27 protein-coding genes and 2 riboswitches are annotated in these 26472 nt (G+C 40.4%); of the genes, 20 read left to right on the top strand and 7 right to left on the bottom strand.

All coding sequences use genetic code 11. The annotated features are described in order from the left end of the window. Positions 1–45 precede the first annotated feature (45 nt). From C0966_RS11890 to yunB, 19 genes are all read left to right on the top strand, one after another. On the top strand, positions 46–1830 hold the full coding sequence (locus tag C0966_RS11890; protein ID WP_274855824.1) for an acyl-CoA dehydrogenase family protein: 1785 nt from the start codon (positions 46–48) through the stop codon (positions 1828–1830). 163 nt (positions 1831–1993) lie between these two features. Beyond that, positions 1994–2353 (top strand): arsenate reductase family protein, encoded by a 360-nt coding sequence (locus C0966_RS11885; protein WP_274855822.1) that lies wholly within the window; start codon positions 1994–1996, stop codon positions 2351–2353. Between the two features lie 97 nt (positions 2354–2450). Continuing rightward, a complete protein-coding gene (gene gcvH / locus C0966_RS11880) occupies positions 2451–2834 on the top strand; it encodes a glycine cleavage system protein GcvH (protein WP_274855819.1) in 384 nt (127 codons plus the stop codon). 191 nt (positions 2835–3025) lie between these two features. Beyond that, entirely contained in the window at positions 3026–3391 is a 366-nt protein-coding gene (locus C0966_RS11875) for a toprim domain-containing protein (RefSeq protein ID WP_003352149.1), read from the top strand. Position 3392: 1 nt separating this feature from the next. Then, positions 3393–3704: a thioredoxin family protein gene (locus C0966_RS11870; RefSeq protein ID WP_274855815.1), complete on the top strand. Its 312-nt coding sequence runs from the start codon at positions 3393–3395 to the stop codon at positions 3702–3704. 276 nt (positions 3705–3980) lie between these two features. Next, a riboswitch (SAM riboswitch) is annotated at positions 3981–4081 on the top strand. A gap of 88 nt (positions 4082–4169) precedes the next feature. Continuing rightward, positions 4170–5486: an O-acetylhomoserine aminocarboxypropyltransferase/cysteine synthase family protein gene (locus tag C0966_RS11865; protein ID WP_274855814.1), complete on the top strand. Its 1317-nt coding sequence runs from the start codon at positions 4170–4172 to the stop codon at positions 5484–5486. A 145-nt stretch (positions 5487–5631) separates the two neighbouring features. Further along, a riboswitch (SAM riboswitch) is annotated at positions 5632–5745 on the top strand. A 197-nt stretch (positions 5746–5942) separates the two neighbouring features. Next, the gene (locus C0966_RS11860; RefSeq protein ID WP_274855813.1) at positions 5943–6968 is read left to right on the top strand and encodes a methionine ABC transporter ATP-binding protein; all 1026 of its coding nucleotides are present in this window, start codon (positions 5943–5945) and stop codon (positions 6966–6968) included. Then, on the top strand, positions 6961–7629 hold the full coding sequence (locus C0966_RS11855; RefSeq protein ID WP_274855811.1) for a methionine ABC transporter permease: 669 nt from the start codon (positions 6961–6963) through the stop codon (positions 7627–7629). Before C0966_RS11860 ends, C0966_RS11855 begins: the two co-directional genes overlap by 8 nt. Before the next feature lie 13 nt (positions 7630–7642). Beyond that, positions 7643–8497 carry a MetQ/NlpA family ABC transporter substrate-binding protein gene (locus C0966_RS11850; RefSeq protein WP_274855809.1) on the top strand — a complete coding sequence of 285 codons (855 nt, stop codon included), beginning with the start codon at positions 7643–7645 and terminating at the stop codon, positions 8495–8497. A 205-nt stretch (positions 8498–8702) separates the two neighbouring features. Then, the gene (locus C0966_RS11845) at positions 8703–8951 is read left to right on the top strand and encodes a hypothetical protein (protein ID WP_274856864.1); all 249 of its coding nucleotides are present in this window, start codon (positions 8703–8705) and stop codon (positions 8949–8951) included. A 298-nt stretch (positions 8952–9249) separates the two neighbouring features. Next, complete coding sequence (sufC, locus tag C0966_RS11840) at positions 9250–10035, top strand: Fe-S cluster assembly ATPase SufC (protein WP_274855808.1); 786 nt, start codon at positions 9250–9252, stop codon at positions 10033–10035. A 17-nt stretch (positions 10036–10052) separates the two neighbouring features. Further along, positions 10053–11363, top strand: coding sequence for a Fe-S cluster assembly protein SufD (gene sufD, locus C0966_RS11835; RefSeq protein WP_274855807.1), 1311 nt, complete (start codon positions 10053–10055; stop codon positions 11361–11363). After that, positions 11363–12592 (top strand): cysteine desulfurase, encoded by a 1230-nt coding sequence (locus C0966_RS11830; protein ID WP_274855805.1) that lies wholly within the window; start codon positions 11363–11365, stop codon positions 12590–12592. The genes sufD and C0966_RS11830 overlap by 1 nt, the downstream gene beginning before the upstream one ends. Continuing rightward, positions 12582–13025: a Fe-S cluster assembly sulfur transfer protein SufU gene (gene sufU, locus C0966_RS11825; protein ID WP_274855804.1), complete on the top strand. Its 444-nt coding sequence runs from the start codon at positions 12582–12584 to the stop codon at positions 13023–13025. The genes C0966_RS11830 and sufU overlap by 11 nt, the downstream gene beginning before the upstream one ends. A 47-nt stretch (positions 13026–13072) precedes the next feature. Further along, entirely contained in the window at positions 13073–14470 is a 1398-nt protein-coding gene (gene sufB, locus C0966_RS11820) for a Fe-S cluster assembly protein SufB (protein WP_274855803.1), read from the top strand. Between the two features lie 197 nt (positions 14471–14667). Further along, positions 14668–15519, top strand: a complete 852-nt coding sequence (locus C0966_RS11815; protein ID WP_274855800.1) for a DUF72 domain-containing protein — start codon at positions 14668–14670, stop codon at positions 15517–15519. Positions 15520–15665: 146 nt separating this feature from the next. Next, entirely contained in the window at positions 15666–17039 is a 1374-nt protein-coding gene (locus C0966_RS11810) for a bifunctional metallophosphatase/5'-nucleotidase (protein ID WP_274855798.1), read from the top strand. A gap of 64 nt (positions 17040–17103) precedes the next feature. Then, complete coding sequence (locus C0966_RS11805; RefSeq protein WP_274855797.1) at positions 17104–17406, top strand: YunC family protein; 303 nt, start codon at positions 17104–17106, stop codon at positions 17404–17406. Positions 17407–17610: 204 nt separating this feature from the next. Continuing rightward, on the top strand, positions 17611–18363 hold the full coding sequence (gene yunB, locus C0966_RS11800; RefSeq protein ID WP_274855796.1) for a sporulation protein YunB: 753 nt from the start codon (positions 17611–17613) through the stop codon (positions 18361–18363). A gap of 200 nt (positions 18364–18563) precedes the next feature. On the opposite strand, the gene C0966_RS11795 is transcribed toward yunB, so the two are convergent. From C0966_RS11795 to C0966_RS11770, 6 genes are all read right to left on the bottom strand, one after another. After that, complete coding sequence (locus C0966_RS11795) at positions 18564–19271, bottom strand: ABC transporter ATP-binding protein (RefSeq protein WP_274855795.1); 708 nt, start codon at positions 19269–19271, stop codon at positions 18564–18566. After that, positions 19271–20050, bottom strand: coding sequence for an ABC transporter ATP-binding protein (locus C0966_RS11790; RefSeq protein WP_274855793.1), 780 nt, complete (start codon positions 20048–20050; stop codon positions 19271–19273). The genes C0966_RS11795 and C0966_RS11790 overlap by 1 nt, the downstream gene beginning before the upstream one ends. Beyond that, positions 20025–20999: a branched-chain amino acid ABC transporter permease gene (locus C0966_RS11785; protein WP_274855792.1), complete on the bottom strand. Its 975-nt coding sequence runs from the start codon at positions 20997–20999 to the stop codon at positions 20025–20027. Before C0966_RS11785 ends, C0966_RS11790 begins: the two co-directional genes overlap by 26 nt. 14 nt (positions 21000–21013) lie before the next feature. Next, positions 21014–21892 (bottom strand): branched-chain amino acid ABC transporter permease, encoded by an 879-nt coding sequence (locus tag C0966_RS11780; protein WP_274855791.1) that lies wholly within the window; start codon positions 21890–21892, stop codon positions 21014–21016. A gap of 101 nt (positions 21893–21993) precedes the next feature. Further along, entirely contained in the window at positions 21994–23172 is a 1179-nt protein-coding gene (locus tag C0966_RS11775; protein ID WP_274855790.1) for an ABC transporter substrate-binding protein, read from the bottom strand. Positions 23173–23455: 283 nt separating this feature from the next. Continuing rightward, entirely contained in the window at positions 23456–24445 is a 990-nt protein-coding gene (locus C0966_RS11770) for a M23 family metallopeptidase (RefSeq protein WP_274855789.1), read from the bottom strand. A 188-nt stretch (positions 24446–24633) separates the two neighbouring features. On the opposite strand from C0966_RS11770, the gene lipA reads away from it, so the two are divergent. Then, positions 24634–25554: a lipoyl synthase gene (lipA, locus tag C0966_RS11765; protein ID WP_274855787.1), complete on the top strand. Its 921-nt coding sequence runs from the start codon at positions 24634–24636 to the stop codon at positions 25552–25554. Positions 25555–25781: 227 nt separating this feature from the next. Here lipA and C0966_RS11760 read toward each other — a convergent pair whose 3' ends face one another. After that, complete coding sequence (locus tag C0966_RS11760) at positions 25782–26459, bottom strand: YhcN/YlaJ family sporulation lipoprotein (RefSeq protein ID WP_425535955.1); 678 nt, start codon at positions 26457–26459, stop codon at positions 25782–25784. Between the last annotated feature and the right edge of the window lie 13 nt (positions 26460–26472).

Genomic DNA, 26472 nt, shown 5'->3' with positions numbered 1-26472 from the left:
GATCCGCAGGTGTTCATTCTAAATAATGAATGGAGGAAAAATAAAATGTCGTACGATACAGAAAGCTTAGTAAAAGGCGGAAGCTTTTTAATTGAAGATATTTCATCTCATCAAGTCTTCACTCCTGAAGATTTCAACGATGAACAAAAAATGATTGCAAAGACAACAGAAGATTACGTTGTGAATGAAGTTGTTCCTGAAATTGAACACTTGGAAAACCATGAGTTTGACCGATCTGTAAAATTATTAAAGCAAGCAGGGGAATTAGGGTTATTAGGTGCAGACGTACCTGAAGAATACGGTGGTCTCGGGCTTGATAAAATAAGTTCAGCTCTCATCGCGGAGAAAATGTCTCGTGCCGGCGGTTTCTCCATTTCCCACGGTGCACATGTTGGAATCGGCTCTCTTCCAATTGTCCTTTTCGGAAATGAAGAACAAAAGCAAAAATACTTGCCGCTTCTGGCAACAGGTGAAAAGATTGCGGCCTACGCCTTAACAGAACCGGGCTCTGGCTCTGATGCACTTGGTGCCAAAACGACAGCAAAATTAAATGCAGAAGGCACTCACTATGTGTTAAACGGTGAAAAACAATGGATTACAAATGCCGGCTTTGCAGATGTATTTATCGTTTACGCAAAAATTGACGGCGAGCATTTCACTGCCTTCATCGTAGAAAGAGAATTCCCCGGCGTTTCAACAGGCGCAGAAGAAAAGAAAATGGGGATTAAAAGTTCCTCTACCCGGACATTAATTCTGCAAGATGCTCTTGTACCGAAAGAAAACCTTCTCGGTGAACCGGGAAAAGGGCATGTCATTGCATTTAATATCTTGAATATTGGACGCTATAAACTTGGAGTTGGTGCAGTGGGAGGTTCGAAGCGTGCATTTGAAATAACTGTTCAATATGCAAATCAGCGACGGCAGTTTAAAACACCAATTGCACAATTTAACTTAACAAAAGAAAAACTGGGCACGATGGCTTCCAAGCTGTATGCTGCTGAAAGCTCCGTTTACCGCACAGTTGGTTTGTTTGAGGAGCGCATGAACAAATTAACGGATCAACAAATAAAAGAAGGTTTAGAAGCAGCAAAGTCGATTGCTGAATATGCGATCGAGTGCTCTCTAAATAAATTTTTTGCAACAGAAGTCCTTGATTATATTGCTGACGAAGGAGTTCAAATCCACGGCGGGTACGGTTTCATGGCGGAATATGAGATTGAAAGAATTTACCGTGATTCCCGGATCAACCGCATTTTTGAAGGAACTAACGAAATCAATCGTCTTCTTGTTCCAGGAACATTTCTTCGCAAAGCAATGAAAGGCGAACTTCCGCTTCTTCAGAAGGCACAATCCATTCAGGAAGAATTAATAATGCTAATGCCGGAAGAACCAGGAAATGAGCCGCTTGCACAAGAAAAATACTTAGTGAAAAATGCGAAAAAAATCGGCTTGCTTGCTGCAGGCCTTGCAGTACAAAAATATGGCAAAGCCCTTGAAAAAGAACAGGAGATCCTTGTTAATATTGCTGATATTGTATCAAATGTGTACGCAATGGAATCAGCTGTATTGCGTACAGAAAAAGCGATTGATAAATTCGGCTTAGAAAAGAGCAAACAAAAGCTTCTTTATACGCAAATTTTTTGTCAGGAAGCGTTCAATGAAATTGAACAACATGCGAAAGAAACGATTGTTGCAGCTGAACAGGGTGATACGCTCCGCATGCTCCTTTCTGCACTGCGTAAATTCACCCGACATACACCAATTAATGTAATTGCCAAAAAACGTGAAGCTGCAGACAAATTAATTGAAGCAGAACGTTATATCGTGTAATACAAGTGGCTCCCTTCTCTTCACGAGGGAGCTTTTTCTTTGTAAATTTTACTGCAGGAAAAATTAGAAGAATGTCACTCAATGTTAGGAAATTTACAACTATTATGGTACTATGACATTGACCGATTAATTTTTGGATAAGATAACATTGGGTGGTGGATGAATGGCATTAGCTTTTTATTGGTATCCAAAATGCGGCACTTGCAGGAAGGCGAAAAAGTGGCTTGAAGCCCATAATATAGCCTTTAAAGAAATACATATTGCAGAAACTCCTCCTTCACGTGCGGAATTAGAAGAAATGATCGAAAAAAGCGGACTTGAGTTGAAAAAGTTTTTTAATACAAGCGGTCAAAAATATCGTGAATTAGGCTTAAAGGACAAAATAAAAACGGCCTCACGAGACGAACTGCTTGATTTGTTAGCTTCAGACGGCATGTTAATCAAACGTCCCATTGTAACCGACGGCAATAAAGTAACAGTTGGTTTTAAAGAAGAAGAATTTGAAAAAATGTGGTTATCATAAGAAAATATTGAAGATATTAGTTTTTATTGGCAAACATAGGTGAATAATTGTTATTATTCGATTATGGAATATGAATTAATTTTGGAGGGATTATCATATGAATACACCAAAAGAGTTGCGTTATTCTGAAGAGCACGAGTGGGTAAAAGTAGAAGGGGACAAGGTGCGCGTAGGAATCACTGACTTTGCACAGTCAGAACTCGGCGACATTGTTTTCGTTGAACTTCCTGAAGTAGGAGACAAAGTGACTGCCGATGAGCCATTTGGTAGCGTCGAATCTGTAAAAACTGTTTCCGAATTATATGCGCCGATTAGCGGCACGGTTGTAGAAGTAAATGAAGAATTGAATGACAACCCTGAATTTGTAAATGAATCTCCGTATGAAAAAGCATGGATGATTGTAATCGAACCATCTGATATAAGTGAAGTCGACAACTTAATGACAGCTGAACAATATGAAGAAATGATAAAAGAAGATTAATTTTGAAAGCGCCTTGAAGTTTCAAGGCGTTTTTTTCATGATTTTTACAAACGTATTTCCAAGGCTTGTCTTTTGCAATCATTCTAAAAATAAGTAACAATAGAGTTATCTGCAATGGAGGAGATTACACAAAAAGAACGAAAACTGAATATGGTGATGTAAGAATATTACTCTATTCACAGGTGATAAAGATGATCGAAGAAAAAATTGAGAAAGTCTTAATTGTTGAAGGAAAATCTGATAAAAGAAAAGTCAAAAGCATTGTAAAGGAGCCTGTTGAAATTTTTTGCACAAATGGAACAATCAGTATGACAAAGCTTGATGAATGGATTGATCTCCTTTTTGAAAAGGATGTTTATATACTTGTTGATTCAGATGAAGCAGGTGAAAAGCTGCGCAAGCTATTAAAAAGGGAATTTCCTAACGCTGAACATTTATACATTGACAGGATGTACAGGGAAGTAGCGACTGCGCCGGAACATCATTTAGCAACCGTACTATTAGGAGCGAACATTGATGTTCACACCCATTATTTAAAAAAGGATGATTATTTTTAAGATGAAGGAATGGACACAGCAAGATATAAAAAATTCAGTGAAAGATAAAAAAACAGCAGCGATCTATTTTTATACTCCTTTATGCGGAACATGCCAGGTTGGAGGAAAGATGCTTGAAGTTGTTTCAGAATTACTGCCGTTGATTCCCTTCGGTAAAGCGGATTTAAATTATATGCCCGATCTTGCAAAAGAGCTTTCAATTGAAAGTGTGCCGTGTTTACTTTTGGTAAAAGATGGGGAATTGATGGAAAAAATCTATGCTCTTCGTTCTGTTCCTTATTTATTGGATAAAATTAAAACGACATTAAGTTAATGAAGAATCAGGTGTTTTAATCCTGGTTCATTTTTTTTTTTAGACTAAATAAAACTAGAATAATCGTGAAGTTGTATGATTTGACATATTTCTCGGGAAATGATCGGTATTGTTATTTTTAATGTCGAACGTGTGATAGAGGTATTAACAAATAACAAGGAATATATTAATGCTGAAATTAATTTCTTACTAAAAGGATAATATTAGTTGACTATGAGAATAAAAGATGATAATATCATTTTAAATATTCTAACTAGTTTGACGGAAAAAATTATAATCTTATCTAGAGCGGCGGAGGGACTGGCCCAATGAAGCCCGGCAACCGGTTTTATACACGGTGCTAATTCCAGCAGAGCAGCCGCTCTGAAAGATAAGAAGAGATGATCAAGACCCCTCTTCTTATGGAAGAGGGTTTTTTTATCTATATTTTGAAAAAATTTTCATTAATTTTAAGGAGAGTTGATGATGACAGAAAAACAAAAGAATTATCGCCTTGAAACATTAGGAGTTCACGGGGGGTTATCTCCTGATCCGGTAACAGGGGCAAGAGCTGTGCCAATCTATCAAAATAACGCTTATCAATTTAAGAATACGGAACATGCTGCAAATCTATTTGCATTAAAAGAGCCTGGCTATATTTATACACGGATTCACAATCCAACTGTCACAGTATTCGAAGAGAGGGTTGCATTGCTTGAAGGCGGTGTTGGCGCGTTGGCACTTGCCAGCGGACAGACTGCCATCACTCTCGCTATCTTAAATATTGCTGAAGCAGGAGACGAAATTGTAGCAGCTTCCAATCTATATGGAGGAACGTACAACCTATTTACTGTTACGCTTCCGAAATATGGCATCAATGTTAAGTTGGTTGATTCTACCGATCCGGAAAATTTCCGCAAGGCTATTACGGAAAAAACAAAGGCTGTTTTTGCTGAAACAATCGGGAACCCTTCTTTAAGAGTGCTGGACATTGAAAAAGTTGCAAATATTGCCCATGAAGCGGGAATTCCGTTGATAATTGATAATACATTTGCCACCCCATACCTTTGCCGTCCAATCGAGCATGGAGCCGATATTGTCATCCATTCTGCAACAAAATGGATTGTAGGAAATGGAACAACATTAGGCGGAATTATTGTCGATGGCGGAAAATTCAATTGGAATTCACCAAAATTCCCTGGTTTCACTGAACCGGATCCAAGCTATCATAATATTGTTTACAGTGAGGCGCTTGGTCCTCTCGCTTATATTGTAAAAGCCCGTGTTCAGCTTCTTAGAGATTTGGGCCCGGCATTAAGCCCGCAAAATGCTTTCCAATTCACTTTGGGTCTGGAGACGCTCCATGTGCGGATGAAAGAACACGTTGCAAACGCACAAAAAATCGTCAGCTATTTGGAAAACCATCCGGCTGTAAAATGGATTTTGTATCCAGGACATGAAAGCCATCCTGATAAAGCTCTTGCAGAAAAGTATTTGCCAAAAGGAGCTGGCTCAATCGTTGTTTTCGGAATCGAAGGAGGACGGGAGGCCGGCGCCAAACTGATCAATTCTCTAACACTTTGGGCGCATGTTGCCAATGTCGGAGATGCAAAAAGTTTAATCATCCATCCGGCAAGCACTACTCATCAGCAGTTAGATGCTGAAGGATTAAAAGCTGCCGGGGTTCCTGAGGATCTCATTCGTCTTTCAGTCGGCATCGAGCATGTGGATGACTTAATTGAAGACCTTGAGCAGGCAATTGAAGCGGCTACAGGTATTACATCACTCTCCGCAAAAGCTTAGAAATTCAAAAAATGACTTATAATCAACAAATAATAATGCAAAAATATGTCATTGACACCTTTTTATATCCGTGATAGGATAACGTTTGTAATTAATTGTTGCTTAAATCTATTAAATTATTAATTGAATAGAGAATGATGTTTCGCTCTTATCAAGAGAGGTGGAGGGATGTGCCCTATGAAACCCGGCAACCGTCACTGCCATTTATGCAGTGAAATGGTGCCAATTCACACAAAGCATAAGCTTTGAAAGATGAGAGAAAGGATAGATAATGATAAAGCCTTTCTGCTCATGTGCAGAAAGGCTTTTTATATAATCCGAACAGGGCGAGCAGCGGAAATGCCGAATGAATTTCCGTCTCCTGTTGAAATATAAGTTGAAACACCAATAAGCAGCCTGAGATTACAAAATGATAACGATCTATGTGTTAACTCGGATATAAAGAAGGTGAATCATTTGATTACAATAAAAAACGTGAAAAAGATTTATCCTTCCAAACACGGCCAAGTGAAAGCGGTTGATAATGTCAACCTAGAGATAAAAGAAGGAGAGATCTTTGGAGTCATTGGCTATAGCGGCGCCGGTAAAAGTACATTAATCCGGATGCTGAACGGTCTTGAAATTCCGACAGAAGGTTCCATCACAGTAGCGGGCAGGGAAGTTTCAAAAATCAGAGGGAGTGAGCTGCGAAAAGCCCGCCACGAAATCGGCATGATTTTCCAACACTTCAACTTGCTTTGGTCTCGCACCGTTCGCGAAAATATCGCATTTCCCCTTGAAATTGCAGGAGTCAATCGAACAGAACGGCTTAAACGCGTGGATGAGTTAATAAAGCTTGTCGGGCTTGAAGGAAGAGAAGATGCATACCCTTCTCAGCTCAGCGGCGGACAAAAGCAAAGAGTTGGTATTGCCAGGGCACTTGCCAACAATCCAAAAGTCCTTTTGTGTGATGAAGCAACATCTGCATTGGATCCGCAAACAACCGATTCCATTCTTGAATTGCTTGTGGATATAAATAAGCGGTTAGGTTTAACCATCGTCCTGATTACGCATGAAATGCATGTCATCAGAAAAATATGCCATCGCGTTGCGGTCATGGAAGGCGGCAAAGTCGTTGAACTCGGATCTGTCCTGGAAGTATTTAAGAACCCTCAGCAGCCGATTACAAAGAGGTTTGTTCAACAGGTTACAGAACCTGAGGAAACAAAAGAAACCGTTCAGCACTTGCTTGATAGCTATCCGCATGGACAAGTAGTCAAGCTGACGTTTGTCGGGGATGCTGCTCAACAGCCGCTTATGACAAACCTTATACGTAATTACCAGGTTACGGCGAATATTTTGCAGGGCAAAATTTCGCAAACCCAAAACGGGTCTTATGGCACTTTATTTATTCACATAGATGGTGAAGATGAAGAGATAACAAAAGCGGTTGATTATATCCGCTCACTGCAAGTTGGAGTGGAGGTGATCAATCATGCTTGAAACATTGCTGCCAAACGTTAACTGGGAGAAAATGTGGGAAGCAACATTCGAAACGCTCTACATGACAGCTATTTCCGTTTTGGCAACTTTCATATTGGGAGTCATTCTCGGATTATTGCTTTTCCTTACTTCAAAAGGGAATTTATGGGAAAACAAAGCTATTAATACGGTCACCAGTGCATTTGTCAATATTTTTCGCTCTATTCCGTTTATCATTTTGATTGTTTTGTTGATTCCATTTACAAAATTGATTGTCGGAACGATGATTGGGGAAAATGCGGCACTGCCGGCGCTAATTATTGGGGCAGCTCCGTTTTATGCACGAATGGTGGAAATTGGCCTTCGGGAAATTGACAAAGGCGTGATCGAAGCGGCGAAATCGATGGGAGCGAAAACAAGTACTATCATATGGAAAGTTCTGCTTCCTGAATCGATGCCTGCTCTCGTATCCGGGATAACGGTTACGGCCATTGCGTTAGTCAGCTACACAGCAATGGCAGGCGTAATCGGTGCCGGCGGACTTGGAAACCTTGCTTATCTGGAAGGATTCCAGCGCAATCGATTTGATGTAACCTTTATGGCAACAGTTATCATTTTAATTATCGTATTTATTATCCAATTTATTGGAGATTATTTTACGTCAAAAATAGACAAACGTTAAAGGAGAGATGAACATGAAGAAATGGTTAAGTTTCATTTTAGCTCTTGCAGTTGCGCTGGTATTAGCTGCTTGCGGAAACTCTGACAAGGCTTCAACAGGTGGAGAAGGCGGAAAAGAAGGCAAAGAAGAAGGCAAAAAAGAATTAGTTGTAGGAGCATCTAACGTGCCGCACGCTGAAATTTTAGAAAAAGCTAAACCGTTGCTGGCTGAAAAAGGAATCGATCTAAAAATTGAAACATTCCAAGACTATGTTTTACCAAACAAGGCACTGGATGATAAAGAACTTGATGCAAACTATTTCCAGCACATTCCTTATTTAGAAGCACAAAAGAAAGAACATGGCTATGATTTTGTAAATGCCGGCGGAATTCATATCGAACCAATCGGAGTTTATTCTAAGAAATATAAAAGCCTTGATGAGCTTCCTGAAGGAGCGCACATCATCATAAGCAACTCTGTCGCTGACCATGGCCGTATTTTATCAATGCTTGAAAAAGAAGGTCTTATTACTTTAAAAGAAGGCGTTAATAAAACAGAGGCGACTATTGAAGATATAGTCGACAACCCTAAAAAGTTAAAGTTTGATGCAGAATATGAACCTTCATTGCTTCCGCAAATTTTTAACAATGGCGAAGGCGATGCAGTCCTTATAAACTCCAACTATGCCATTGATGCCGGATTGAATCCAATTGAAGACTCAATTGCAATCGAAGATAAAGATTCACCGTATGTGAACATCATTGCGGTTCGCAAAGGTGACGAGAATAAGGAAGAAATTAAAACTCTTGTTGAAGTTCTTCATTCGAAAGAAATTCAGGACTTCATCCTTGAAAAATATAAAGGTGCCGTTGTACCGGTATCTGAATAATAATTGGTGGGCAGGCATCAAAAATGGTGCCTGCTGTTTCATATATTTTCAAGCCTAATTAAATGAAAGAGCCATTCGGGGTTCCATTTGGCAGGATTCTTAAAAAATTCTGTGAAAATGGAAGCACCGCTACATTCAATCCTTTCCTATTCCAAAATAACGGCGTATTTACCGTTTTTTCGCTTTTGAACCGGATAATAAAAGAGTGTTAACATTAGATTGTTCAACAATCGCCAACAAGCGAAAAAAACGAAGGGAAGGATTCGTTATCAGTCATTTACAGCTGAACTATACAAGCGGAATGGAAAAAGCTATGCAGGCAGCTCATGGTGTTGGATACGAAGTTTACTGCCGGAAGCATGATGTACGATTGCGGATAGAAAAAAAGCGTGAAAAAGAATATTTAAAAAGCCAACGGATCATTGCGGATATAGTACGAAAATTTCATTTCTAGAGATGCAACCAATAATAATAACGAAGAAAAAAGGAAACCAGTGCAAATTGTGCACTGGTTTTTAACTTATATGCATACAAGCAAAACAATGGGGAAAAAAATTCTGTGGACATGCATTTTAGTACGAGAATAAGAATGGCGCTTCGTACACGTCCCCGTCAACATTTAATATCTGAAAAAGTTGCTAACACTTTTCAGTTGTTATAAGATTGTAATGAGAATAAAATGAGAATAGATAGTATGCGGTCTTAAAAAGCCGACAGATACAATTCTTTCTTTTCGTAACGGAGGTATTATAATGGCAGGATCTACATTAACAATTAAAGACCTACATGTAGAAATTGATGGAAAAGAGATCTTAAAAGGTGTAAACCTTGAAGTTAAAGGCGGAGAAATCCATGCGATTATGGGGCCTAATGGTACTGGTAAATCAACGTTATCTTCAGCTATCATGGGACATCCAAAATATGAAGTAACAAAAGGCAGCATTACTCTTGATGGCCAGGACGTTTTAGAAATGGAAGTGGATGAACGTGCACGTGCCGGCCTGTTTCTTGCTATGCAATATCCCAGTGAAATCAGCGGCGTAACAAATGCCGATTTTCTGCGATCAGCGATTAACAGCCGTCTTGGTGAAGGAAATGAAATTTCTTTAATGAAATTTATCCGTAAAATGGACAGCAAAATGGAATTATTAGAAATGGACTTGGATATGGCACAGCGATATGTAAATGAAGGGTTTTCAGGCGGGGAGAAAAAACGGAATGAAATTCTCCAGTTAATGATGCTTGAGCCGAAAATCGCCATTCTGGATGAAATTGACTCCGGACTTGACATTGACGCCTTAAAAGTTGTGTCAAAAGGCATTAACGAAATGAGGGGCGGAAATTTCGGCTGCTTAATTATTACTCACTATCAGCGTCTTTTAAACTACATTACTCCTGATTTTGTGCATGTTATGATGCAGGGCCGTATTGTTAAATCAGGCGGGCCTGAACTCGCACTACGCTTAGAAGCGGAAGGATATGACTGGATCAAGAAGGAACTTGGCATTGAAGACGAAACAGTTGGGCAAGAAGCGTAAGTGTTAGGGGGATAACAATGACTACAGAAATAAAATTACCATTCGACCAGGAGTATGTAAGCTCGTTTTCAAAAGAAATGGGCGAACCGGCTTGGCTCACAGAATTGCGTTTACAGGCTCTATCAATGGTTGACCAATTGCCGCTGCCAAAGCCTGATAAAACGAAAATCGATAAATGGAACTTCACACAGTTCAACAAGCATGTTGTAAGAAGTGAAGATTTCCCATCATTAAATGAACTTACGGAAGAAGTAAGATCATTAATTGATCTCGAAGCAAGCAATAAAAATTTATATATCCAGCGAAATAATCGCCCTGCTTATTTGTCATTATCGAACGAATTGCAAGAAAAAGGCGTTGTTTTCACGGATATTTTTACAGCAGTTCGCGAATATGGCGATCTTTTGGAAAAGCATTTAATGAAAACGGCCGTTAAACCGGATGAGCACCGTTTAACTGCTCTCCATGCAGCCCTTATTAATGGCGGGGCGTTCCTGTATGTTCCGAAAAACGTGGAAGTTTCTGAACCAATTCAAGCTGTCTTTATCCATGATGATGAAGAAGCAAACATGTTTAACCACGTCCTCGTTGTTGCAGATGACAACAGTTCGGTAACTTATGTTGAAAACTATGTCTCAACAATGGAAAGAGCGGACAGTGTTTTCAATATCGTTACAGAAGTAATTGCTAAAACAAATGCAAAAGTACAATATGGAGCTGTCGATACTCTTGCCGATGGTGTGACGACATACGTGAATCGCCGTGGTGTAGCGGAAAGAGACGCACGGATTGAATGGGCGCTTGGGTTAATGAATGATGGAAACACGATATCCGAAAATATAACGAACCTTGTTGGTGATGGATCACTCGGCGACACAAAAACAGTAGTTGTCAGTCGCGGTGATCAAATTCAAAATTTTACGACAAAGGTTATCCATTTCGGAAAATCTTCTGAAGGATATATCTTAAAGCATGGTGTTGTGAAGGACAGTGCCACTTCAATCTTTAATGGAATCGGAAAAATTGAACACGGTGCATCAAAATCAAACGCTGAGCAGACGTCACGGGTGTTAATGCTAAGTGAAAAAGCACGCGGTGATGCCAACCCGATCCTATTGATCGATGAAGATGATGTAACGGCAGGCCACGCAGCATCTGTCGGCCGTGTTGATCCGATGCAGCTCTACTATTTAATGAGCCGCGGAATTCCAAAAACAGAAGCTGAGCGATTGATTATTCACGGCTTCCTGGCACCTGTTGTCAACGAACTTCCAATAGAAGGCGTGAAAAAACAGCTCGTGAATGTCATTGAAAGGAAAGTAAAATAATGAATGTCCAGGATATTCGCAAAATGTTTCCGATCCTTGATCAGGAAGTCAATGGGAATCCGCTTGTTTATTTGGATAATGCAGCCACTTCACAAAAGCCCATTTCGGTTATTGAAACTTTAGATAGATATTACCGCGAGTACAATTCAAATGTACACCGCGGAGTTCATACTCTCGGAACACGGGCTACTGACGCTTATGAGGGAGCTCGTGAAAAGGTAAGAAAATTTATTAATGCAAAATCTACAGAAGAAGTTATTTTTACGAGAGGAACAACAACCGCTTTAAATATGGTTGCTGCAAGCTACGCGCGTGCCAACTTGACAAAAGGCGATGAGATAGTGATCTCTTACATGGAGCATCACAGCAATATAATTCCTTGGCAGCAAGCGGCGAAATATACTGGAGCAACATTAAAATATTTACCTCTTCAAGAAGATGGAACAATCAGTCTTGACGATGTGCGCAAGACAATCACTCCAAATACAAAAATCGTGTCGATCGTGCATGTTTCAAATGTTCTTGGGTCTATTAACCCTATTAAAGAAATTGCGAAAATCGCGCATGAAAACGGCGCAATAATGGTAGTAGACGGAGCACAAAGTGCACCCCATATGAAGATTGATGTTCAGGACCTTGATTGCGATTTCTTTGCTTTTTCGAGCCATAAGATGTGTGGTCCAACCGGAATCGGGGTATTATACGGGAGAAAGCACCTTCTCGAAAATATGGAGCCGGTTGAATTTGGCGGAGAAATGATCGACTTCGTCGGACTTTATGAGTCTACATGGAAAGAGCTTCCATGGAAATTTGAAGGAGGCACGCCAATTATTGCGGGTGCAATCGGATTAGGTGCTGCAATTGATTTTCTTCAGGATATTGGCCTTGAAAATATTTTGGAACATGAACATAAACTGGTTTCTTACGCGCTTAAGAAACTTTCCGAAGTAGAAGGAATAACCATTTACGGACCGAAAGATCCGGAAAAGCGAGCAGGTCTTGTTACTTTTAACATTGAAGACGTTCATCCACATGATGTGGCTACTGTATTGGATGCTGAAGGAATTGCCGTGCGTGCAGGCCACCATTGCGCACAGCCGCTTATGAAATGGCTCGATGTTTCCGCAACTGCCCGTGCAAGCTTCTATTTATACAATACAGAAGAAGACATTGATAAGCTGGTGAAAGGGCTTGTCAAAACAAAGGAGTATTTCAGCGATGTCTTTTAACAATTTAGATACCCTTTATCGCCAGGTAATAATGGATCATTATAAAAACCCTCGAAACAAAGGGGTTTTAGAGGATGGCAGCTTAACAGTCAATATGAACAACCCTACTTGCGGTGACAGAATTCATTTGACGATGAAAGTGGAGGACGGAAAAGTCATTGATGCCAAATTCGAAGGTGAAGGCTGTTCCATCTCGTTGTCATCCGCTTCGATGATGACTCAGGCCATTAAGGGGAAAAAGATTGAAGAAGCCATGAAGCTTTCTAAAATATTTTCGAATATGATGCAAGGGAAAGAGTATGATGAAGATCTGGATTTAGGGGATATTGAAGCACTGCAAGGTGTTTCAAAGTTCCCTGCCAGGATCAAATGTGCAACTTTAGCATGGAAAGCAATGGAGAAAGGCTTGATGGAACAGGAACAAAATAAATAGCAGAAAGGGTTGCTTACCCTTATTTGTGCAAAGGGAGGAAAACGACAATGGCTAAAAAAATGCCTGAAATCGGTGATTATAAATATGGCTTTGCCGATAAAGACGTTTCCGTATTCCGATCAAAGCGCGGGTTAACGCGTGAAATTGTGGAGGAAATTTCTAAAATGAAGGGCGAGCCTCAATGGATGCTTGATTTCCGTTTGAAATCATTGGAGCATTTCTATAGCATGCCGATGCCGCAATGGGGCGGAGATTTATCTTCATTAAACTTTGATGAAATCACATACTATGTAAAACCTACAGAGCGTTCTGGACGTTCTTGGGATGAGGTTCCGGAAGAAATTAAACGAACATTTGATAAACTGGGCATACCGGAAGCCGAGCAAAAGTATTTGGCAGGCGTTTCTGCTCAATATGAATCCGAAGTTGTTTATCACAACATGAAGGAAGACCTTGAAGCGCAGGGAATTATTTTTAAAGATACTGACTCGGCGCTGAAAGAAAACGAGGATATTTTCCGTGAGCACTGGGCAAAGGTGGTTCCGCCTACCGATAATAAATTTGCCGCACTTAACTCTGCCGTATGGTCCGGCGGTTCGTTCATTTACGTTCCAAAAGGTGTGAAAGTAGATACTCCGCTTCAAGCTTATTTCCGAATCAACTCAGAAAATATGGGACAGTTTGAGCGGACGCTGATTATCGTTGATGAAGGTGCACATGTTCATTATGTTGAAGGATGTACTGCACCTGTTTACACAACAAACTCTCTTCACAGTGCCGTCGTTGAAATCATCGTTAAGAAAGATGCGTACTGCCGTTATACAACGATTCAAAACTGGGCAAACAATGTTTATAACCTTGTAACAAAGCGAGCTGTTTGTGAAGAAAACGCTACAATGGAATGGATTGACGGCAATATTGGCTCTAAGCTTACAATGAAGTACCCGGCTGTCATATTGAAAGGGGAAGGCGCCCGCGGAATGACATTATCGATTGCGCTTGCCGGTAAGGGGCAACATCAGGATGCAGGGGCAAAAATGATTCACCTTGCACCAAATACTTCATCCACAATCGTTTCAAAATCGATTTCAAAACAGGGTGGAAAAGTAACGTACCGAGGAATCGTTCACTTCGGACGAAAAGCGGATGGTGCTCGTGCTAATATCGAATGTGATACACTCATTATGGATAATCAATCTACTTCAGACACAATCCCATACAATGAAATCTTAAATGATAATATTTCATTGGAGCATGAAGCAAAAGTTTCAAAAGTGTCCGAAGAGCAGTTATTCTATTTAATGAGCCGCGGTATTTCTGAAGAAGAAGCAACAGAAATGATTGTAATGGGCTTTATCGAGCCATTTACAAAAGAGCTTCCAATGGAATACGCAGTTGAAATGAACCGTCTGATCAAATTTGAAATGGAAGGTTCAATTGGATAATATTTGAATACCGCCTGCCGGCCGGCAGGCGGTTTTTTGTATCGAGATTTATTCATAAATTAAGTGAAGGGCTCATAATCGAAAATAAAGGAACATAAATCAAATTAGAGACTATAAACCAAATATAAGCACTTAAACGAGTTTAAATACTCATAACTCCAGCGATATGCTATCATGTTTGTATGAGAGGTGCTTCCATGATTATAATTGGCGTAACCGGGTGGGGAGATCATGATAGCTTATATTTGTCTCACACACCTCCAAGGGAAAAATTAAAAGCATATGCAGGACATTTCCCGGTAGTGGAAGTTGATTCTGCTTTTTATGCGATTCAGCCTGTACGAAACACTGCAAGGTGGGTCGATGAAACGCCGGATTCGTTTCAATTCATCGTGAAAGCTTATCAGGGAATGACCGGCCACCAGCGGGGGGACATTCCTTTTCAAAATAAAACAGAAATGTTTCAAGCTTTTCGCGACTCAATAGAGCCATATTACGCTTCTGGGAAGCTAGCGATGGTTCTCTTTCAGTTTCCGCCATGGTTTGACTGCAAAAGGGATCATGTCGACTATTTACGATGGGCGAAAGAACAGATGGGGGATATTCCTTGTGCATTGGAATTCCGTCATCAATCTTGGTTTACACCGGAAATGAGGGATAAGACGATCTCCTTTATGAAACGTGAAAACTGGATTCACAGCATATGCGATGAACCGCAGGCAGGGCAAGGCTCGATTCCGACGGTTCTTGAGACAACACGTTCTGATAAAGTGCTAGTTCGTTTTCATGGCAGAAATGTCTACGGCTGGAACAAGAAAAAAGATCAAAATTGGCGCGAAGTCAGATACCTTTACCGCTACAACCGGGAAGAGCTGGAAGAATGGGCAGTCCATGTAAAGGAGCTGGAGAAGGAGTGCCAAAATGTTTACGTATTGTTTAATAACAACTCCGGCGGAGATGCAGCGGACAACGCCAAACAGTTTATGGATATACTGAATATTGAATATCATGGGCTGGCGCCAAGACAGCTTAATTTGTTTCAAGAATGAGGAATCGATCTCTCCTTAAAATCTCGTAAAAGACACCCACTTATATAGGTGGGAAATCTTTTGTTCAATGAATGTAAGCTGGGGATAAAAAACCCTTCAGTTAAGTTTTATTTGAAAATTCATGAGTTAGAATGAGAGTTGGTAACATGGAAAATATCCATATTTATCATACAAATGATTTACATAGCCATTTTGAGCACTGGCCGCGTATTCATCATCTTCTTTCAACACGCAAAAAATGGCACGAAGAAAATGGGGATGAAGTCTTAATTTTTGATATTGGCGACCATATGGACCGGTGGCACCCTTTTTCCGAGGCGACGAGGGGGAAAGGAAATACAAGGCTATTAAACCAAGCAGGATATACGGCAGTCACCATCGGCAACAATGAGGGAATCACTCTTTCATATGAAGACTTGGATACAATGTATAATCAAGCGCAATTTCACGTACTTGCAGCTAACCTTTTTCAATCCGATGGAACACGGCCGGACTGGGTACGTCCGTATATGTTATACACAACGAAAAGAGGCACACGGATTGGTGTTATAGGGTTAACTGCTTATTTCTCGCATTTTTACCATTTGCTTGGCTGGAATTTGTCGGATCCAATTGAAGAATTATCGATTCAGTTAAAGGAATTAACAACCAAAGCTGATATTATTATTTTGCTCTCTCATTTAGGTATTAATGAAGATGAACAAATTGCTGAACTTTTTCCTCAAATTGATGTCATTTTAGGTGCACATACTCATCATATTTTCCATGAAGGAAAAGAGATCAATGATTGTATCTTAGGAGCTGCAGGTAAACATGGCCAGTATGTCGGACATATCTTGCTTGAAGTCAATACAGATGAATGGAAGATCGTACGCAAAAAAGCATTGCTCTATGATACAAACGAATTGGTGCCTGTTCCTAATGAAGAAAAGTTTATTAAGGATTTATATCAGGCAGGAAAAGATATGCTGCGCGAAAAAGCAGTTGATTTGCCTGGTCCTTTGCAAACGGACAATTTTAAAGAAGCGGAACTTCCTATGATTCTTTGTAAAGCGCTCCGGGAATGGACGCAGGCTGATTGTGCTTTCATAAATTCAGGGCTTATTTTGAATGGATTGAAGAAAGGTACTGTCACCAAATATGATTTATTGAATATTTGCCCTCACCCTATTAATCCTTGTGTTGTTAAACTTTCCGGACGTGAGCTGAAAGAAGTGCTTCTTGATACACTTGATTCCAAATGGCCGGAACTGCAAGTAAAAGGGCTTGGATTCAGAGGAACGATAATGGGGAAATTTGTTTACGATAAAATTTTATTTTCAAATGATGGAATGAATCATTCCATTTTCATAAATCATAAAGAGATCGATTTAGATGCTGTCTATAAACTCGCGATTCCGGATATGTTTACCTTTGGAAGGTTTTTTCCGGCAATTTTCCGCGCAGAACATAAAAAATATTACTTGCCCGAGTTCTTAAGGGACTTATTGGAGTGGAAGTTAAAAAGAATTTTTCGTTAATGATATACACGCTTCCCGACTTTCTTTCATATTGTGTATTGGGAAGGAAAGGAGCGTGGAAGTTATGATCGAGCTTGCGCCTGTCGAAATTGCCGGACACACTTTTTTAGCTGTTTCAGTAAAACTTCCAAAAACAAATTTACTTGCCGTTTCAAGTGATAAAGGATATATTATGTGCGGAGCGTTAGATCTCGGACTTTTGAATGAAAGATTGAAGGATCGAAATATTCTTGCTGGGAGAGCGGTAGGAGTAAAAACCATTGAAGAACTATTGAATTCACCGCTTGAATCAGTTACTCATACAGCAGAGCAGCTGGGAATCCATAAAGGTATGATTGGGAAAGAAGCGCTGTTGAAAATGATTTAAAGGCATGCCGGGCCGGTTGTTAGAATATTGGAAGAGGGACGGTAGAAAGGTAAGCCTTCTGAAATCAATTTGAAGGATGAATCGTCATTAGCCATTAACGAGTGTGACGCTACATTTTTAAAACGATCATACATTATTTTTCTTATTTTTGCGCTACTTCCCCCTTTTGCAGCATACATATAGCTTGTAAAGGGGGGATTTATTTTGGCTAAATTTCGCGGCCGGCTGCCGCGGAAAGGCCCGCTGCCTTTTCGATATGTTTTTTTGCTTACTTTTGTGTTTTTCGCGTTTTCAACTGCAGCCGGGTTATGGATCATCAATGACGGCATAGAACCAACCTTAAGGAGTTATGCGGAAACCCAAACAAGAAGAATAGCGACTCTTGTTATTAATAATGCAGTTAATAAAAAAATAGCTGTTGGAATGGGCGGTAATCCTGTTATCGTTCCAAACGAAGGTTCAAAATCACGTATCATCTTAAATAATGAGATAATTAACCGGATTGCCGGTGAAACAGTTAATTTGATTGAAAGAAATTTAAAGCAAGCAGAAAAAGGATACTTAGAAGATTTACAGACACTGGCGGATGTTGAAATTGAGACCGATGAGATCAAACAAGAAGGAATTGTCTATTATGTCCCGCTCGGGCAGGCTACCAATAATGCTTTGCTCGGAAACCTCGGTCCGCAAATTCCAATTAGGTTTCATGCGATTGGTAATGTTGGTTATGATATTAAGACAGAATTTGAAGAATTTGGAATCAATAATACAGCAATTAAAGTTGTTTTGCATCTTGTTGTCGATGTTCAAATTATCCTTCCTTTTTCTACGGATGTAACGACTATTATACAGGATATACCGTTAGTTACTGTATATGAAGAAGGAGATGTTCCGCAATTTTATAATGGGGGTGGAGGAAAATCTTCTCCTTCCATTGAGCTGCCTGGAAACGAATAAAAAGTTAAGAATGAACATATAAACAATGATCTGCAGCCAAATAATCAAAGGGTCAGACCCCTCCCAATACAACATAAAGACAGACACTAATAAAACCATTCTATATGTCATGTTGGAGGGAGCCGGACCCTTAATTAGTCAGCCCCGTTTGATAGATTTTCAAATTACGCATGGAACGAAGCAGATCGTCCTGATTCTTCTTAATGACCTCCCAAGTATGCCATTCGGATTTGATCGCTTTCGTTCAATTCTTTTGCCGAACCTGATAAAACGACTCGTCCCGTTTCGATTACATATGCTCGATGGGCTATTGAAAGTGCCATATGAGCATTTTGTTCAACAAGCAGTATCGTCGTCCCATTTGAATTGATTTCTTCGATAATACGAAAGATCGTTTTTACGAGCAGCGGGGCAAGACCCATAGATGGCTCGTCCAAAAGGAGGAGCTTTGGCCGTGCCATTAAAGCGCGCCCCATTGCAAGCATTTGCTGTTCTCCGCCTGATAAGGTACCGGCCTGCTGCTTGCGGCGTTCATACAAGCGGGGGAATAATTCATATACCTTTTTAAAATCCTCTTGAATGCCTTGTTTATCTTTACGCAAGAATGCACCTAATTCAAGATTTTCTTCTACACTCATATTGGAGAAAACTCTGCGGCCTTCAGGTACATGAGAAATTCCCAGCTTTACGATCGTTTGAGCCGGCTTTCCGGAAATGGATTGGCCTCCGAATAAGATATCTCCCTGTTTTGGTTTCAGCAAACCTGAAATTGCCTTTAGCAAAGTGCTTTTTCCCGCACCGTTAGCTCCGATAAGTGTTACGATTTCTCCTTGATGAATTTTAAGGGATACTCCTTTTAGCGCTTGAATATTTCCATAATAAACATTTATTCCGTCAACTTTTAGCATTATGATACCTCCTCGCCTAGATACGCCTCAATTACTTTCGGGTTATTCTTGATTTCCTCCGGCGTTCCTTGGGCGATCAACTGACCGTGATCAAGCACATAAATATGTTCACAAACTCCCATAACAAGCTGCATGTCATGCTCAATCAGTAAAACAGTCAAATCAAATCGTTCGCGGATAAAAGCGATTAAATTCATTAGATCTTTTGTTTCCTGAGGATTCATTCCCGCTGCGGGTTCATCCAGAAGAAGCAATTTTGGATGTGCCGCAAGCGCCCGGGCAATTTCCAACCGCCTCTGCTGTCCATAAGGAAGATTTTTCGCTTTTTCATATTTGTAGCTTTCTAAATTAAAAATTTTTAAAAACTCAATTGCTTTTTCTTCCATCTCTTTTTCCCCTGAAAAGTGGGAAGGCAAACGAAAAATGGAACTTAAGATGGAATGCTTTGCAAGTGAATGGTAAGCAATTTTTACATTATCTAGAACTGAGAGTTCAGAGAACAGGCGAATATTTTGAAACGTCCGGCTGATTCCTTTGCGGGTAATTTTATACGGAGGCAATCCGTTCAACTTTTCTCCATTTAAATAAATACCGCCTTCTGTCGGTACGTATACACCTGTCAAAAGGTTAAAAAAGGTCGTTTTTCCCGCTCCATTCGGTCCGATCAAGCCGACAAGTTTCCCTTTTTCTATTTCAATGTTAACGTCGGAAACAGCCTTTAAACCACCAAACTGAATCCCTGCGTTTTGAACTTTAAGCAACGGTGTGTTTGCTGCCATTCCCTGTTCCCCCTTCAACAGCTTTCTGTTTTTTGAAGAACGATGTCAATTCCTTCGTTCCCATCAATCCTTGTGGGCGGTAAAGCATCGTAACGATAAGCACGAGACTGTATATAATCATTCTTGTTTCCGGATAATCTTGAAGAAATGTGGAAATAATCGTCAGTAAAATGGCCGCAATGACAGATCCTGACAAACTGCCCAATCCGCCGAGAACGACAAAAATCAATATATCAAATGACTTTAAGAAACCGAAATTTGTCGGTTGGATAATATAGAAATTATGGGCGTATAGACCCCCGGCAATACCGGCAAAAAAGGAACCGATTACAAAAGCGGCTACCTTATAAAAAGTTGTGTTAATTCCCATTGCATCGGCAGCAATCTCATTCTCTCGAATGGATAGGCATGCTCGTCCGTGCGTTGAATTTGTAAAGTTGGCAATTGCTAAAATGGTAAAAAGCATTCCGCCGAACACCCATGGCCATGTAGCAAGGTGGGATACCTGCATTCCGCTCGCCCCGCCTACATAATCAATATTTAAGAGGGAAATTCGGACAATTTCACCAAAACCAAGTGTTGCAATTGCTAAGTAGTCTCCTTTCAAGCGGAGAGTTGGAATTCCGATAATAAGTCCCGCCAAGCCGGCAACAATCCCGCCACCTAATAAGGCAAGTCCAAATGGCAGTTGAAATTTCATTGTTATAATGGCTGAAGCGTAAGCTCCTACCGCAAGAAAGCCTGCATGGCCAATGGAAAACTGTCCGGTAATCCCGATGATCAGATGAAGACTGACTGCAAGAATAATGTTGATTGCAATTAAGAATAAAGTATTTTCATAAAAAGGATTTAAATACTCACCTGTGATTAAGAACTGAACGGCTGAAAATACTGCAAGGGACAGTATAATCGAGAGCCAAAATCCTTTTGATTGCTTGATGATTGCCATGGTATCGTTTCCCCCTAAACTTTTTCTCTTATATTTTTCCCGAATATGCCGGACGGACGGAAAATTAGAATAAGGATTAGAACGACAAAGGCCACCCCATCACGCCAGAGGGAATATCCAGTTGCACTTACGAAGGCTTCAACAATCCCAAGTACAAGGCCTCCGACCATGGCTCCCGGAATAATTCCGATCCCGCCTAATACCGCAGCAACGAAGGCTTTTAAACCAGGAATAATCCCCATTAGAGGTTCAATTTTTACATAGTACGTACCAAAAATGACACCTGCTGCTCCGGCAAGTGCAGAACCGATTGCGAAAGTTGCTGAAATCGTTTTATCTACGTTGATGCCCATTAATCTTGCAGCATCAGCATCGTGAGACACAGCTCGCATCGCTTTTCCGATTTTTGTTTTATGAACAATAAATTGAAGCAAAATCATTAAAAAAACAGAAACACCTAAAATGAATAATGATTGACTGTTTATGGATATTCCTAAAAAGTCAAGTTTTTTTGTAGGAAGAACATCTCCCGGATAGGCTTCGGGCTGTGCACCCCGCAAATAAATTGTACCGTATTCTAAGAATAAGGAAACACCGATTGCCGTAATAAGCGCTGCGATTCTCGTCGCGTTTCTCAACGGTTTATAGGCAATCCGTTCAATTAATACTCCAAAAATAGAGCATACTACCATTGCTAAAATTAATGATGGAAAAAAGCCGAGTTCCAGTATCGTAATCGAATAGAACCCAACGAATGCACCGATCATAAATATGTCGCCATGAGCAAAGTTTATCAGTTTAACAATCCCGTAAACCATCGTATAACCGAGTGCAATGAGTGCATAAATACTGCCGAGTGATATGCCGTTTACCAATTGTTGAATGAATTCCATTTTCTCACTCCCCTGCCAGATCTAATTGACGTACATTTTCTGGAATTCTCTTAAAAATCTAGAATAGGGGGACATGCCCCCTATTCGTCTTGAAACTATTTTTATGGATTTACTTTTGTTTCAAATTTCTGCTCTCCATTTTCGTATTTTAGGATCGAAGCAGATTTTACCGGATCGTGGTTTTCATTAAGGGTAATTTTACCTGATACAAGCTCAAGATCTTTTGTTTCTGCAAGAGCTTCTTTAATTTTTTCAGGATCAGCACTTCCGGCACGTTTGATAGCATCTGCAAGCAAGTACGCTGTGTCGTAACCGAGAGCAGCAAAACCATCCGGTGATTTGTTATTAAATTTTGCTTTAAATGCTTTTACAAAATCCTGAATCTTTTTGTCAGGGTCACCGGAAGAATAGTGGTTTGTAATATAAGTATTTTTGAGTGCGTCCGCACCGCCAATTTCAACAAGCTTCGGTGAATCCCAGCCGTCGCCGCCCATAAACGGAACATCAAGGCCAATTTCGCGAGCTTGTTTCAAAATAAGGCCAACTTCTTCATAATAACCTGGTAAATAGACAAATTCCGGATTTTTTGATTTGATTCGCGTTAATGTTGCACGGAAGTCAGTATCTTTTGCTACATATGCTTCTTCTGCAATGATTTCTCCGCCGTTTTTCTTAAATGATTCTTTAAATGAAGCAGCAAGTCCTTTTGAATAATCACTTGCACTGTCGATAAGGACAGCTGCATTTTTAACACCCAGTTCTTTAGTTGCAAAGTTTGCTGCCACTGTTCCTTGGAATGGATCTATAAAGCATGTTCTGAAGACATACTCGTTTACTTTTCCGTCTTTTGTTGTAATAGTTGGATTTGTTCCAGTCGGAGTAATAAGCGGTATTTTGTTATCTTGGGCAACTTGTACTTGTGCAAGCGTATTTGTACTTGTAGCAGCACCGACCATTGCCGCTACTTTTTCCTGGCTGACAAGCTTAATGGCGGCGCTTGTTGCTTCAGCTGCGTCTGACTTGTTATCAATTTTGACAATTTCAAGTTTTTTGCCGTCAATACCCTCTTTATTAATTTCATCAAGTGCGAGCTCCAGACCTTCCGCAATCGATTGTCCGTAAGAGGCAACGCCGCCTGACAATTCAAGATTGGCACCAATTTTGATCGTATCGCCTTCTTTGCCTCCTGATGTTTTCTCGCTTTTTCCGCCGCAGCCTGCCAATACACCTGCAGCTAACATAAGCGACATAAAAATTCCTGTTAATTTTCTTTTTCTCATACTTTACCCCCCTAAAAATTTTTTTCTTGCTTATGATCCTCCGTAAGTACTAAGTAAGCAGAAGAAGCTGATTCTTGGGAAAAGAATCAATTTTCTGACAATATTGCACAATATTTTCTCCTTATCGTCTACGATAAAAATATGAAAATTTTTTTGAATGGGAAAATTATAATAATTAGCTGTGTGTAATAGCTAATTTAATATTTCGGTATATTAAAAAATTATTCTCCAATAGAAAAAGGACTGTCTCATTCCGAACAGCCCCATTTTTCGGTATGAATTTTTACTTCTTTTTCCGTACTTTCTGTCGTTCTTGCCGCTCCCACAATTTTAAATGCGGGTAAGGATCGAATGACCACTCGGTATAACCGTTGTCTTTATACATTCCATAGTGCAAATGAGGAGGAAATTTGCCGGATGTCCCCGGAGGGCCGTAGCCGGAACTGCCCACGCCGCCTATCAGCGTTCCGGGCTCTACAATTTGTCCAACTTTCATATCCTTTGCAAATCCGCTTAAATGCGCATAATAATGATAAGTGTTGTTAATATCACGGATTCCGATACGCCATCCGCCATATCTATTCCAACCTTTCATTTCAACAATGCCGTAGGAGGTTGCCCGAACAGGAACACCGTAGTCTGCAAAAATATCTGTGCCTTCGTGAATACGGCGGCCGCCCCAGCCCCGGGCACTTCCCCAAGTGTTTTTATAGCTGTAGTTGCTGCGTAATGGAACCGGAAATGAATGTGCATCAAGATCAATGCGGCCAAAATGATGATATATTCTTGCCTTTCCGATTATGATCCCGACAGTTTTATCCCTTTTATAATAATCCCATAGTCCAATTTTAATATTATCATGATCTGTCCCGTATGAGAGGAGGAAATTGGCGAATGCATACAAAACATCCTCCTCATCCGAGAGTCTCGCCTTTCCGTCTCCATTTCCATCTACTCCGATTCCTTCAAAAAATTGAATGGAAATCGGATTTTCATCAGCCGGATCCGGATTTAATATTCCTGCCCATTCTTCAGGCCTGAAATAAATTCCGATCGCCCCTTCAGCTTTTGGAAGATCCCGACGCGCTTGGCGTAAGTTTCTTTCATATTGGTCAATTGCCGCCAGATAATACCACGGAATATTTGTTGTCGCTTCAACCCTCTTATATAATTCCATTCTTTTTGCATAAATATCAGGCACTTCATCCGCCCTTGCGCTCAGTGAGGGAAAGAAAACCGAAAACAATAATGGTAAAATAAGAAGAAACCTCATAAGAATCCACCCTTTGTAATTAGTCTGCAGGAATAGTTTGTGAAACAATGGCAAATTAATAAATATTAATAAATGGTAATCACAAATCGTCCCGCTTGTCCTGTTAATTTTATTATGATAATGTGGCTTTAGAAGCTCTTTAATATGAATGTATATCTGGCTTTTTTCAGATGAATGGAGTGGAAGATATGAGCAAGAATGAAGATCTATTGCGTAAACCGGATTGGTTAAAAATAAAATTAAATACAAATGAAAATTATACGGGCTTGAAAAAGATGATGCGTGAAAAAAATCTTCACACAGTTTGTGAAGAAGCAAAATGCCCTAACATTCATGAATGTTGGGCGGTAAGAAGAACCGCTACGTTTATGATTTTAGGCGATGTATGTACCCGTGCATGCCGATTCTGTGCCGTTAAAACAGGGCTCCCGACAGAGCTTGACTGGAAAGAGCCGGAACGGGTAGCGGATTCTGTAAGCTTAATAAATTTGAAGCACGTAGTTGTCACAGCGGTAGCCCGTGATGACCTCAAAGATGGAGGCGCAGCTGTTTTTGCGGAAACTGTAAGGGCGATTCGCAGAAAAAATCCGTTTACAACGATTGAAGTTCTTCCTTCTGATATGGGAGGAGTTTATGAAAATTTAAAAACGCTTATGGACGCGCGTCCGGATATTTTAAACCATAACATTGAAACGGTTCGCAGGCTTACACCAAGAGTTCGTGCAAGAGCTACATATGAACGCTCTCTCGAATTTTTGCGTAGGGCCAAAGAGTTGCAGCCAGATATTCCAACAAAATCAAGTATGATGATTGGATTAGGAGAAACTCGCGAAGAAATTTTGCAAACAATGGATGATCTAAGGGCTAACCATGTTGACATTTTAACCATTGGACAGTATTTGCAGCCGACCCGAAATCATCTGCGTGTTGTGAAATATTACCACCCCGATGAATTCCGGGAATTAAGAGATATTGCCCTTTCAAAAGGATTCAGCCATTGTGAGGCAGGCCCGCTTGTACGATCTTCCTACCATGCTGATGAGCAAGTAAACGCAGCGTCAAAGAAGAAACAGCTTCTCGGTGATCAAGAAGCCAAACAAGCACAGTAATTAGAAATGCGCAAGCGCTCCGATCAGGACCGAAGCGACCTTGAGGGCCCAGGCGCTCCTCGAAAAGCTAACGCTTTCCTTCGTGCGATGTATCACTGCCGAAGCGTTCTTTGTGGAGCTAGACAATAGAAAAGCGTAAGCGCCTCGAAGTTCAAGATAAGTGAAAGAGTTCAGCTGATTTGGCTGAACTCTTCTTTGATTTAAGAAATACGATTAAAGGCATAATTTTACTTTCCAGTCTTTGTTTTTTCTCTTATGTCGTCCCGATCTAAATTATCGTTCGTTTCACCACGGGATTCGCCGTTGGCATTTTCACCCTCGCTCATTTCTCGTCCTTGAGGGGATTTTAACATCCGTTTCACGATTCCATCTATCATCGAATCAACGTTCTTGCTGTCTGAATCAAGAGTGGCAAAGTTTTCAACATTTTTTCTTAATCTTTCATCATCAGTAACATAAACATGGTACCACCGCGGCACTACAGACATAGCCATTTTCTTAACTTGATCAGCAGTTTCAAAACGGTCTTTAGAGTCAGTATTATAAACAACCAATACTTCTTCATCTGTTACGAGAGTCGATACATCATCGACATTCGGAACATCTGTACAGTATTTGCCGATAATATCTGCAAGCTGTTCCCTGTCAATCGCTGCATAATGGTCGTTTGAACCGCCATCTCCAAGAATTCCGCTTCGTTGGTGGCGAACATAGCCAAAATCTTCACTTACGTTTCTTAAACCGCGATTATCATCCCGGTTGTAAAGTTCTGCACGCTGGTCATTAACATTTATCGTATTTCCAGTGTCATTAAATAAATCTCTGTCTGCTGCAGTATCATTATTGTTGCAGGCGGTTAATGCGGCAAGCCCGCATATCCCGGCTATCAACATTACTCTTCTCATATTAAACACCTCC

Origin of the sequence: Bacillus methanolicus (genome assembly GCF_028888695.1) — a bacterium.
In the GTDB taxonomy this organism is placed as follows: Bacteria; Bacillota; Bacilli; order Bacillales; family Cytobacillaceae; genus Bacillus_Z; species Bacillus_Z methanolicus_B.
This window is presented reverse-complemented; position numbering and strand designations above follow the sequence as displayed.